General features: G+C 49.2%; 11 protein-coding genes. 5 read left to right on the top strand and 6 right to left on the bottom strand.

Features of this window, described 5'->3' with window-relative positions:
- Nucleotides 1-126 precede the first annotated feature (126 nt).
- Nucleotides 127-1,857: a multicopper oxidase domain-containing protein gene (locus JL719_RS01755; protein ID WP_033158601.1), complete on the top strand. Its 1,731-nt coding sequence runs from the start codon at nucleotides 127-129 to the stop codon at nucleotides 1,855-1,857.
- A gap of 450 nt (nucleotides 1,858-2,307) precedes the next feature.
- On the top strand, nucleotides 2,308-4,944 hold the full coding sequence (locus tag JL719_RS01750) for a UPF0182 family protein (protein WP_033158498.1): 2,637 nt from the start codon (nucleotides 2,308-2,310) through the stop codon (nucleotides 4,942-4,944).
- 34 nt (nucleotides 4,945-4,978) lie between these two features.
- Here the strand turns inward: JL719_RS01750 and JL719_RS01745 are convergent, their stop codons facing one another.
- Nucleotides 4,979-5,416: an Rsd/AlgQ family anti-sigma factor gene (locus tag JL719_RS01745; protein WP_033158497.1), complete on the bottom strand. Its 438-nt coding sequence runs from the start codon at nucleotides 5,414-5,416 to the stop codon at nucleotides 4,979-4,981.
- 108 nt (nucleotides 5,417-5,524) lie between these two features.
- On the opposite strand from JL719_RS01745, the gene JL719_RS01740 reads away from it, so the two are divergent.
- Nucleotides 5,525-6,349 carry a 5'-methylthioadenosine/S-adenosylhomocysteine nucleosidase family protein gene (locus JL719_RS01740; protein WP_033158496.1) on the top strand — a complete coding sequence of 275 codons (825 nt, stop codon included), beginning with the start codon at nucleotides 5,525-5,527 and terminating at the stop codon, nucleotides 6,347-6,349.
- A 75-nt stretch (nucleotides 6,350-6,424) separates the two neighbouring features.
- Here the strand turns inward: JL719_RS01740 and JL719_RS01735 are convergent, their stop codons facing one another.
- The 4 genes from JL719_RS01735 to JL719_RS01720 all read right to left on the bottom strand — a co-directional run bounded on the left by JL719_RS01735 (nucleotide 6,425) and on the right by JL719_RS01720 (nucleotide 8,783).
- Nucleotides 6,425-6,907, bottom strand: a complete 483-nt coding sequence (locus JL719_RS01735) for a hypothetical protein (protein ID WP_225892978.1) — start codon at nucleotides 6,905-6,907, stop codon at nucleotides 6,425-6,427.
- Between the two features lie 68 nt (nucleotides 6,908-6,975).
- Nucleotides 6,976-7,809, bottom strand: coding sequence for an SDR family oxidoreductase (locus tag JL719_RS01730; RefSeq protein ID WP_033158494.1), 834 nt, complete (start codon nucleotides 7,807-7,809; stop codon nucleotides 6,976-6,978).
- The gene (locus JL719_RS01725; protein ID WP_033158493.1) at nucleotides 7,806-8,396 is read right to left on the bottom strand and encodes a DUF4124 domain-containing protein; all 591 of its coding nucleotides are present in this window, start codon (nucleotides 8,394-8,396) and stop codon (nucleotides 7,806-7,808) included. Before JL719_RS01725 ends, JL719_RS01730 begins: the two co-directional genes overlap by 4 nt.
- A 126-nt stretch (nucleotides 8,397-8,522) precedes the next feature.
- On the bottom strand, nucleotides 8,523-8,783 hold the full coding sequence (locus JL719_RS01720) for a hypothetical protein (RefSeq protein WP_033158492.1): 261 nt from the start codon (nucleotides 8,781-8,783) through the stop codon (nucleotides 8,523-8,525).
- Nucleotides 8,784-8,920: 137 nt separating this feature from the next.
- On the opposite strand from JL719_RS01720, the gene JL719_RS01715 reads away from it, so the two are divergent.
- A complete protein-coding gene (locus tag JL719_RS01715) occupies nucleotides 8,921-9,754 on the top strand; it encodes a thymidylate synthase (protein ID WP_033158491.1) in 834 nt (277 codons plus the stop codon).
- A 78-nt stretch (nucleotides 9,755-9,832) separates the two neighbouring features.
- Here the strand turns inward: JL719_RS01715 and smbP are convergent, their stop codons facing one another.
- Entirely contained in the window at nucleotides 9,833-10,168 is a 336-nt protein-coding gene (gene smbP / locus JL719_RS01710) for a small metal-binding protein SmbP (protein WP_033158490.1), read from the bottom strand.
- A 211-nt stretch (nucleotides 10,169-10,379) separates the two neighbouring features.
- Here smbP and nth point away from each other — a divergent pair, with 211 nt between their 5' ends.
- Nucleotides 10,380-11,015, top strand: a complete 636-nt coding sequence (nth, locus tag JL719_RS01705) for an endonuclease III (protein WP_033158489.1) — start codon at nucleotides 10,380-10,382, stop codon at nucleotides 11,013-11,015.
- Nucleotides 11,016-11,113 lie beyond the last annotated feature (98 nt).

Here is an 11,113-nt window from a genome sequence, read left to right as displayed (position 1 = left end):
TTGTCGCGAGTTCATTAAATATTTACTGTACTTTACCCATGGGTTCTGGTTACAGTATCTGGCTTTTCTGATATTCGGAAACCTTATTAAGGCTTCCGTCAATTCGTCTGTTTTATGAGGTTTTGTATGCATAAAAAGGTTATCCCCATTCTGTGTGGCGCCATGCTGCTTCCGGCGTCGCAATGGGCTGTGGCGGCGGTAGACAAACTACCGGCGACCAATAGCGTCAAGATGGGTGCGGCAGAGGAAGTTTGTTCCGAATTTACCGATGCCAAGTGGCGTGATGCGCAAGTGATCGACGGAGTCGAAATACAAGAATCACGGATGTGTAACCCCGATAATCCTGCTGAAATCGCTGCTTTTGTTAAAGGCACCAATAATATTTCAATGTCTACCTTAATGGAGACACAACTCGCTGCCGATGCCATTACGCTCGGCGAAGATATGGACGGCGACGGCGACCCCGACCACTATATTATCAAGCTGGAAATTGCCGAATTGAACGGCCATTCTCCGGACATGAAAGACCCCACCACCACCTTTGACATTGCCCCCGGCATTCAACCGACTTTCTGGGTATACGCACCGAAAACTCGGGATATGTCTACCTTGAGCTTGTACGAGCCGGTGGCCAATCCTTTATTGCGCGCGCCATCGCCAACTATCCGGGTCGAACAAGGCGATATTGTGTGGTTGGTGCTGGAAAACAGCCATTACTTTCCACACTCAATCCACTTGCATGGAGTGGATCATCCTTACATGGATCATAGCGGCGAAGGCAACGATGGTGTCGGTCAAACCGGCCAGATGGATGTGTTGCCCGGCCAGAGCAAAACCTATGTGATCAAACCGCGCCAACCCGGCACCATGTATTACCACTGCCACGTACAGCCACACACTCATATTCCGATGGGTTTGCAAGGTATGTTTGTGGTCGAGGAAAATCGCCCCAACAACTGGGTACAGGTTTTCAACGTCGGCAACGGACAGGTTCGCCATCCATCGGTGGCGGTCAAAGAAAAATATGCGGCCGAGTACGATCTGCACTATCAATCGGTAGATAAGGAATTGCATGAAATGGTGCGATCCGCCAATGATCCGCGGATCGTTGCCAGGCGCATGAACCAGGAATACGACATTACCGACGCTAGTCCCGATTATTTCATGCTGAATGGTCGTTCATTCCCTTACACATTGCGGGAATCACTGATCCTGATGGAAGAAAATAAAAAGGTGAAGCTGCGGATATTGAACGGTCACGAGGAAGCCTTTGCGATGCATATTCATGGCCACAAGCCTATGGTGACGCATTACGATGGTGTCGATAACGGCCCGAACTCCTATATCAAACGCGACGTACATGGCATGGTACCCGCCCAGCGTATCGATCTGGAATTAAGCGGTGTTGACGATGGCTTGAACAGTTTTGGTCAAGGCGTCTGGATGTTTCACGACCACGTCGAAAAATCCTTCACTACTAACGGTATCGGCGAGGGTGGTGACATCAGCTTAGTGGTTTACAAAGGTTTTTCCGACGAGAAAGGCATCCCCAAAGTCCATGGCATGAGCCTGGCGCCTTACTTCACCAGAGAATTCTGGCAAGGTAAATACCCGGCCTGGCAAGATTACGATGCCTGGAAGAGCTTAGGTTTGCCGGATATCAGTAATAAAAAGCAAGTAGCTTTTGTGCCGCCACCGCCTCCCCCGCTGAATACGGGCGACGCCGCTGCGAAAGCGGAAGCAGCCGGAAATCAGCCGTCTTTTATTGGGCAATTGCTGTATGGCTTGATACTAGGCGGCTTGAGTTATGTCGGCTTTGCCAATCGCCAGCGGATCATGGCGATGTTCAAAAAGTAAGCGCTAACTGCTCTGCATCAGACCAACGCCGCTGTCGTGCTAAAGCCTCGACAGCGGCGTTTTGCTATAGGCTCGCGTGAAACTGCCGCATCGTGTCTTGAGTTATGACGGTGATGCAAAGCAATCTTATATTGTTATGACCAAAGCGAATTGCGCACAATCCTGCGCCATCTAAAATCCGGCAAAATTTGCGACCTACTGTCGTTGATCTCAGTTGGCACGTCTCCCCTTCCTGTCATTTGACCGGGACCATCAGCTATTTAGTATCGGATTGATCTTGCCATTTTCCCCACGGCAAACAACTCGGCAACCCAGCCAACAACCGGACAATCACAATCCGGATTTGGGTGTTAGAATGCTCAGCCATTGATGTTAAGGGGACATTGCCGACCATAGTTTGGCGGCGTGTTCCGCAAGTAGGCGCTCGGATATCTAAGTAAAGAGGAAATTATGCGTAACTGGAAACTGTTGCCGGCGATCACTTTAGCGACCCTCGCAACTGCTATTGTGCTATATGTCGCGTTCTACTTCGTGTTTCTCGATTTTTTCGTGGATTTATGGTGGTTCCGTTCGCTGGAATTCGAAGCTTACTTTTGGTTGAAATTACTCTACCGATTTATTTTCTCCGGTGCGGTTACTGCGTTTTTCTTTGCTGTTTTTTTATTTCACTTCTGGATTGCCTCTCGCTACCTGGGCCTGAACCCGCCCGATGAAATATTGATGGACAATTCCAAGCGTCGGCGTTTTCAACGCTTTGCCGATGTGTTTATGAGTGGTTCGGCTCGTATCTATACTCCCATTTCACTGCTACTCGCCGTAGTTATTGCTGTGCCGTTCTATTTGCAATGGGAGCAGGCGCTGCTGTTTTTCTTCGGCAGCGCATCGGGCATCGTCGATCCGGTATATGGTAACGACGTCAGCTTCTACATGTTTTCCTATCCGATTTACATGCTGATTCAGAAGGAGTTGTTAACCACAGCGGTTATTGTGTTTTTGGCGACCGGCGTGCTGTATTGGATGGAGCATGAATTTGTCCCCAATCAAAGCAAGGAATTTCCACTGGGTGCGAAGATCCATTTGACGGTGCTGTTTGCATTTGTGGTGTTGTTTGTGGTCTGGGGTTTTTTACTGGAACGCTTCGCCTTGTTATATTCAGGGGGTAACGAACCGGTGTTTTTTGGCCCCGGTTTTGTCGAATTGCGTTACAAGTTGCCAATGATTTGGCTTGAGGTCTTGTTCTTTTTGGCCATTGCCATATCGGTAGTTTTTTACGCGCTGTCGGAGAGGCATCGCAGTAAAACGCCGATTATCGTTGCCTCATTGGGGTTTTTAGCCGTTTGGGGCCTGCAAGGCTCTCACACCCTACCTGAGTTGATTGAAAAATTTATCGTCAAACCTAATTTTACCCGCACCGAAGGTGATTCGATTCGGCATAACATTGATGCCACCATGGCGGCATTCGATTTAAACAATATTAAAACCGTCGATTTCCAGGTCAATCTGGACGCCACCAAAGATATAGAAGCTTGGTCAACCAAAAAACATTTCGAAAATATTCCGGTATGGGATCGCGAATTTCTGATTGACAGCTATATGCAGTTACAAGGCATTCGGCCTTATTATGGCTTTCCGACTGTCGATGAAGACCGTTATTTTATTAACGGACATCATCAACAGGTCAATCTGGCAGCCCGTGAAGTCAATATCGATAAATTACCCAAGGAGGCGCAAAACTGGGAAAACACCCATTTGCGCTATACCCATGGCTACGGCGCGGTCATCTCGCCGGCCGCTCAGGATGCCGGCATTCCTATCGTTTGGTACTTGCGCGATTTGAACATGACTTCGGATGTTGGGTTTTCCGTGAAGTACCCCGACATTTATTACGGTCAGGAAAAATATCGCTACGCGATAGTACCGAACAACTTGGCTGTGACCGACATTTCCGGCTCTGCGCCAGGCGAATCGCTGGATTATCAGGGTATCTCCGGCATACCGATCCCGTCGCTGTTCAGAAAAATGTTGTTCGCGTTTTACCTGAAAGACGAAAAAATATTCTTCTCGCCAAACATATCCGCGCAAAGCAAGTTATTGTTGCGTCGTAATATCGACGAGCGAATCACCGCGCTGACACCGTTTTTACACCTGGATAAAGATCCGTATTTGGTTGTTGACAAGGATCGCTTCTATTGGATACAGGACGCCTATACCTTATCCAATTATTACCCTGTCTCCAAACCGGCAGCTGACGATTATCTGGACGGCCAGCACAAGTTCAATTACATCCGTAATTCGGTCAAAATTGTGGTCGATGCCTATGACGGCAGCGTCGATTACTATATTTCCGACCCAAAAGATCCGATCATCAACGCTTACAACCGCGCGTATCCCGGCGTTTTCAAAAATTTGCGGGAAATGCCCGACGAGCTAATGCAGCATCTGCGTTATCCGCGCGACTTGTACTATATGCAAATGAAAATTTACGCTAAATATCATCAAAACAGCCCGGAGTTGTTTTATGAGCAGGCGGAAACCTGGCAGTTCGCTTCCGTGGATGGCCAGCCGGTATTACCGTATTTCATTACGATGGACTTTGATCGTTGTAACGATTTGGAGGAGTTTGTGATGATTAATCCGATGACCCCGATCCATAGGGACAATTTAAGCATGGTGGGAATTGCCGGCACAGTTGACGAAAAAAGCTGCGACCACAGTTACAAGCCGGGTATCACTATTTTCAAATTCCCGAAGGCTGTACAGGTTAACGGACCGTCGCAGGTCAATGCGCTGATCGATCAAAACCCGGAAATTGCCTCGCAGTTTACCCTATGGAATCAACAAGGCTCGGAAGTTAAAAAAGGCCGGATGGTGATATTGACCATGGGTAATTCGATTTTATATGTACAGCCTATTTATATGCTGGCGACCAAAACCAAGATGCCTGAACTGGCACGAGTAATTGTTTCGATAGGCAATCAGGTGGTGATGGACAAAACCCTGCAGGCGGCCTTCAGTCGTTTGAAGGATTTGTTTATTAAAGGCGCAGCTGGGCCTGTTTCAGGCGTTTCGGCAGCTGAAAGCAAATAGGCTATCGGAGCTTTTCAGGGGCAATATCTGCGCATCAATGCAGCAGCATGGAGCACAGCCGGTCTTCCAGCTCCATGCGTTCCGCCAGCCGTTCGCCAAGCATGGATAAATCCTGAGCCAAATTCGCGGTATTAAATTTACGCCTGCCATCGTCGTAAGTGTCGCTGAAAGTAACGGCCGACGCGGTAATGCTGGAGAATGCCGGATATATCTTTTCCGCGTGAGACAACGCTGAAGTTTGATGCTGCTTTTCGGCTATTAGATGTTCGTAGATGCTGAAGTGACCAAAGGATATGTAATCTATCAGCAGTTGCGAAAACTCAGACAACATTGGCCTGATTGCGTTCTCGCTGGAGAATGGCTTCATTTCGGCGAGTTGACAATACAAAGCCCAGACGGCAGAGCGCTCCTCCTGCAATGCTGTCACCAGGTGTAAGTTATTTGAACTGGTGTTGTTAGCTACGGAATTCATTTCAGTCACGGCACGTCTCCCTTTGAAAATTGACGAATCTTAAATTTATGTGAATTATCATGAATATTCAACAATTGATTAAAATATAAGGGAATTTTCTTAAAAACTGTGATTGACTTTGCACCATCAACTTTTATCTTTGTCGCTTTGCCCTGTGAAGCCAAACCGTTAATTCAGGCATGGCGACTAAAAAAACTACCACAAAAGCAGCCCTTTGCGATTTACAAAAACGCCGACATCGTTTTGGTGATTAGCGGTGTTGGCAAAATAGCGATGGCTGGCGCGGTGGCTTATACGCTGGCGCAATTTCCCGAGGCAACCCAACCTATCCTGCTCAATTTCGGCATCGCCGGACATCGCCACCAGGCGCTAGGCAGTTGCTTTTTGGCCGATAAAATCACCGACGCCGAAACCCAACGCCGTTTTTATCCGCAACTGGCTTTCGATGCCCTTTGCCCCACCACCCTGCCGCTAATTACCTTATCCAGCGCCGATGTCGAGTACAACGACGAGAATCTGCGCGATATGGAGGCTGCGGCGTTTTACGAAATAGCCGTTAAATTCAGTTCCAGCGAATTGATTCACTGTTTAAAAGTGGTTTCGGATAATGCCGAATCGGCACTGGAGAAAATCAATGAGGAGTTGGTGATGGCTTGGGTGCAGGCGCGTATTGCTGACGTCGAAGGTATGATCGCCGTGCTGACTACACTCAGAGGATCGCTGCCAACATCGGAAAGTGCGTTATACAAACAGCTGCTTGAACAGTTTCATTTCACGGCGACCAACGCCGCTAAACTGCACACACTGGTGAATCGTTGGCAAGCATTAAATCACTCGGCCACGCTCGATTTAGCTGGGACAAAGTTTGAAAATGCGAGGGCGTTATTAGCTTGGTTGGAAACCCAGCTAGAGAAGCATCAGTATTATTTGTAGCTATTGCCGGAGATGGCAATGAACGGGGAGGAATGAAAAAATACGGGGTGCCCCGAAAGACACCCCGGGACAGAATTAAAGCATTTTTTTCAAAGCTTCAACGCCTTCTTTGCCGGCAGCTAAATGTTGTTTGGCTTCTTGCAAGTTAGCGGCTTTAGCGGCAGTAATGGCTGCTTTCAAATGGCCTCTAGCTTTATCGGCATATCTGGCAACCTTGTCGTTTGCGTTCAGTTCTTTGATAAAACCAGCCGCTTTTTGGATCAAATCGACAACGGCAGCATCTTCAGCACCATTGTTGATTGCTGCCTCGGCAGCTGTAATACGCGCTACAACTTCATTGATTACATCGGTAGGTTTGTAAGCAGTTCTACCTGGATCAGATTCAGCAACGGCAGCTGTTGAAAAAGAACCCATGGCAGCAGCTAAAGAGAACGCGATAACAGCACTTTTTAAAATTTTCATGTATTGAACCTCACAGTTATTTTTATAAGAACATATAGCTGCTAACCCAACCGCTTTAACCACTACATGTTGGGCCGGGATAATAGCACAGTTCATTCTGTTTGCTAGCCTGTTTATAGCGGTTTTTATGGTTTTTTCGGTGACGAAAAAATGCCGCTGCGGCCTTATTCGACGCTGACTAGCAGCTTGTCCAGCCATGCGCTGGGCAGCAGCCGTTTCAACCAGGCAAACAAATGCGTGGGCACCGTCACCCGGTAGCGAATTTTCGGCCGATTCGACTCCAATGCATGCGCCACTTTTTCAGCGACTGCACTAGCCGGTAACGTGAAAGGTGCCGCCGGGCCGGGCTTTTGCAGCCGGGCTTCCATGGCTTTGTAGGTGTCTTTATGAAAACTATGCTCGGCATCGATATGTTTTTGATACAAAGCAAAGGCATTTTCCCGGAAACGGCTTGCTATCGGTCCCGGTTCGATCAACACGATATGAATGCCGGTGCCGCGCAATTCCAAGCGCAAGGTGTCCGCCAAGCCTTCCAACGCGAATTTGCTGGCGTTATAGGCGCCGCGAAACTTCATCGCCACGAACCCTAGTACCGAGCTGTTATAGATCACCCGGCCATGACCCTGTTTGCGCATCAGCGGTAATAGCAGGTTGGTTAATTCGTGGGTGCCGAACAGATTGGTTTCGAATTGGTGACGCAGCACATCCCTGCTCAAATCTTCCACGGCGCCGGGCTGGCCGAAGGCACCGTTGTTGAACAGTGCATCGATCTTGCCGTCGGTCAGCGCGATTAATTCGTTTACCGCGCGTTGAATGCTCGGCGAATCCGCCAAATCAAGTTGCAGACATTCGAAGCCGTCACCACGCAAACGCTCTACATCCTCAGGCTTACGCGCGGAGCAAATCACCCGATGGCCGCGCTGTTTCAAAAACAGAGCGGTGTGATAACCGATGCCGGAAGAGCAGCCGGTGATAAACAGCGTTTTGCCGACCATCATGGTTGAACGAGATCAGCCTCGTTGAACAAAAAGGTTTTGCCGCTGCTGCAATTTATCAGAAAATTTAGCTGGTCCGGTTTGCTCTTCCCAGTGAGTTCATCGGTTTCGATGCGTTGACACTCGCCGCTGGCTAAAGCTTTTTGTGCGGCCAGCCTGCGGAATTTTTCGACATCCGGCAGGCGCGTTTCGAAGGGTTTGACTTGCGCGGGTAGTTTTTCCGGGTCGTAAGGTGGAATGGCGAATGCGGAAAATTGCATGGGGTTTTGCTTGATCAGAGTCTGTGTCATTTCACTCTGAACTCGGGCATCTTGTTTATTTTTTGCGATGGCGTCGAGTTTGGCCTGGTGCTCGGCTTGTTCCTGCGCAGACTGCTGCTTTTTCAATTCGGCTTCTGCGGCTTGCTGCCTTTCCAGCGCATTTAAATCAACACTGCTGCCGGTTTTGGTATTCATTTGCACCGCTTTGTGCTCCACCGTGCAGGGTGACGATTGATAATTCGTGTGGCCGCTGGCATCAGTGCATTTAAATACCCCTGCCCAACTATCCGCGGACAGACACAGGGCAAAAACGAAGAACAGATTTTTCATTGGATTCCTGTTGATTAATCGCCGAAACAAAACTATTACTCAGCTCGCGATCAGTGTAAATAAATTTTTTCTATTGCCCAGTGCCAGCCTGGCATCGCGCAAAAAATCGGTGGTTTTTGCCGGCTATTAATTTCCGGAAGTGAGCTCGACGGCGAAGTGTATCAGTCTTTTCAGCAATATCCAGCCGCTTAAAACGCAGATGCAGCCATGTTCGCCGCGAAAGCACTTGAGCGAAATACACGCTGCTTTTTCTCGGAATCCTTGGGCGATAAAGCCACCCCTTATCTCAAACTGAACACGCAGATGGCTAAAGGCATACAGCGCCGGGAGCTTATCCGGCATGTACAAAACCGTGTAGCTGGCTGGTAGCCGCGCAACTCTTCTCATGGTGATCGACCAGCCATTTTGCCGCACCTCTAAAGCTCTCGGCTGCCTCCATCACGACTCATGAAACACAGCCATGACAGTCGTATTCATCAAGCCGGCAAGTTATACTGCCCGCCAATTTTCGACCTAAGAGCGCTATGCAACCTTATCTGGATCTTCTCGCCGACATCATGAGTAACGGCATCGACAAAAGTGACCGCACCGGCACCGGTACTCGCTCAGTGTTCGGTCGGCAGATGCGTTACAACTTGGCGGACGGTTTTCCGTTGCTTACGACTAAGAAGTTACATTTCAAATCCATTGCGTATGAATTGTTGTGGTTTTTACGCGGCGATACCAATATCCAATATTTGAACGATCACGGCGTAACGATTTGGGATGAGTGGGCCACGCCAGACGGCGAGTTGGGGCCTGTCTATGGTGCGCAATGGCGTAACTGGCTGGGGCCGGATGGCGAGAGCTACGATCAGATGCAAATTTTGTTGGACGGTTTAAAAAATAAACCGGATTCGCGCCGACACATCGTCAGCGGCTGGAATGTGGCATTTTTGCCGGATGAAACCGTCGGTCCGCGCGAGAATGCCGCAGCCGGGCGAATGGCCCTGCCACCGTGCCATGTGTTGTATCAGTTCTATGTCGCTAACGGCAAATTGTCCTGCATGATGACGCAGCGCAGTGCCGATTGCTTTTTAGGGGTGCCTTACAATCAAGCCAGTGTGGCCTTGTTAACGCATATGCTGGCACAGCAATGCGACTTAGAAGTCGGTGAGTTAATCATGTCGTTCGGTGACGTGCATATCTATCGCAACCATTTTGAGCAAGTTGCATTGCAACTTAGCCGGCAACCCTTGACACCGCCGCGGCTGCAATTAAAACGCCGGCCGGAATCGTTATTCTCCTATGAATTTGCCGACTTTGAACTGCTGGATTATCAGGCACATCGACATATCGCCGGTGCGGTTTCAGTTTAGGGAAGTAGATAGAGACGCTGAATTTTGCGTCTCTACCTATTTGATCGCAAATGGATCTATTGATTAGCGGTTAAGAATCTACTTGTTGCCCGCCTTGATATGGTCAACGGCTTCTTCTGCCGCTTTGGTAGCGACATCGGCATGTCCCATTTTGCCGTGTTCAATTGCGCTTTCCAGGGATTTTACCCCGGCATCGAGATGCGTTTTAGATTCGCCCTTGGCGACTTCAGCACCTTTCTTGGCATGGGTTAAGGCCGCTTCGGCATGCTCCACCAAGACGGGGCTATGGCCGGCTTTGCCGTGGGTGACAGCCTGTTCGGCATGCTTCAAGGCTTCGGTAGCATGTTCTTCGGCGAATACACCGGCACTCGCGAGCAGTAATGCACTAATGGTAATGGCAGTAAATGTTTTCATAATTCCCCCGAATTGAATTGTTGTGGTTTTCCGCACCCATTCTGAGTGCTAGCTAGTGACTTGATGCGCGCGAGTTTGGTTCCAAACTAAATGCGACAATTTAGTTGACTCGTTACTTAGTTCCTTTAGTGAACAAGTAACGACGCCACCAATATTTGCCTTGCAAGCCGGGAGAATCCTGGAAAGCTTGGCTTTGTATCCCTTTTTGAGCATGAATAACGAAAAACGCCTACAGATATTCCAGCGCTTGGCCGAAGCCACGCCGAATCCGACCACCGAACTGAATTTCACTACCCCGTTCGAATTATTGGTGGCGGTGGTATTGTCGGCGCAAGCGACCGATAAGGGCGTCAACAAGGCGACTGCCAAATTGTTTCCCGTGGCCAACACGCCGCAAGCGATCCTGGCTTTGGGTGAAGACGGTTTGAAGGAGCACATCAAAACCATCGGCTTATTCAACAGCAAGGCGGCAAATGTCATAAAACTTTGTCAGACTTTGCTGGAAAAGCATGGCGGCGAAGTGCCGCGCGAACGGGAAGCGTTGGAGGCGCTGGCCGGGGTGGGCCGCAAAACGGCGAATGTGATTTTAAACACCGCATTTGGGGAGCCGACCATCGCCGTAGATACGCATATTTTCCGGGTCGCCAATCGCATCGGCCTGGCGCCGGGCAAAAATGTCCTGGAAGTGGAGCGCAAATTGGAAAAAACCGTGCCCAAGCAATACAAGAAAGACGCGCACCATCTGCTGATTCTACACGGCCGGTATATTTGTGTGGCCAGGAAGCCGCGTTGCGGCGCTTGCTGCATCGCCGATGTCTGTGAATTTAAGGCAAAGAATTTAGACTGAATATGCAATAATCAGAGTAGAGCAATAAGGATTACGCATCAGTCGTAAGCCCCGGTAGTAATGTGCCGGAGCACCATAAATAAAAATTAAACGAGAGG

It is taken from the genome of Methylomonas sp. LW13, assembly GCF_016865255.1.
Classification (GTDB): Bacteria; Pseudomonadota; Gammaproteobacteria; order Methylococcales; family Methylomonadaceae; genus Methylomonas.
The sequence above is the reverse complement of the archived record's forward strand: the minus strand, read 5'-3'. Positions and strand labels throughout refer to the sequence as shown.

Coding starts and splice junctions, on each gene's coding strand:
- JL719_RS01755 (WP_033158601.1), top strand. CDS start 127: ATGCATAAAAAGGTTATCCCCATTCTGTGTGGCGCCATGCTGCTTCCG.
- JL719_RS01750 (WP_033158498.1), top strand. CDS start 2,308: ATGCGTAACTGGAAACTGTTGCCGGCGATCACTTTAGCGACCCTCGCA.
- JL719_RS01745 (WP_033158497.1), bottom strand. CDS start 5,416: ATGAATTCCGTAGCTAACAACACCAGTTCAAATAACTTACACCTGGTG.
- JL719_RS01735 (WP_225892978.1), bottom strand. CDS start 6,907: ATGAACTGTGCTATTATCCCGGCCCAACATGTAGTGGTTAAAGCGGTT.
- JL719_RS01730 (WP_033158494.1), bottom strand. CDS start 7,809: ATGATGGTCGGCAAAACGCTGTTTATCACCGGCTGCTCTTCCGGCATC.
- JL719_RS01725 (WP_033158493.1), bottom strand. CDS start 8,396: ATGAAAAATCTGTTCTTCGTTTTTGCCCTGTGTCTGTCCGCGGATAGT.
- JL719_RS01720 (WP_033158492.1), bottom strand. CDS start 8,783: ATGAGAAGAGTTGCGCGGCTACCAGCCAGCTACACGGTTTTGTACATG.
- JL719_RS01715 (WP_033158491.1), top strand. CDS start 8,921: ATGCAACCTTATCTGGATCTTCTCGCCGACATCATGAGTAACGGCATC.
- smbP (WP_033158490.1), bottom strand. CDS start 10,168: ATGAAAACATTTACTGCCATTACCATTAGTGCATTACTGCTCGCGAGT.
- nth (WP_033158489.1), top strand. CDS start 10,380: ATGAATAACGAAAAACGCCTACAGATATTCCAGCGCTTGGCCGAAGCC.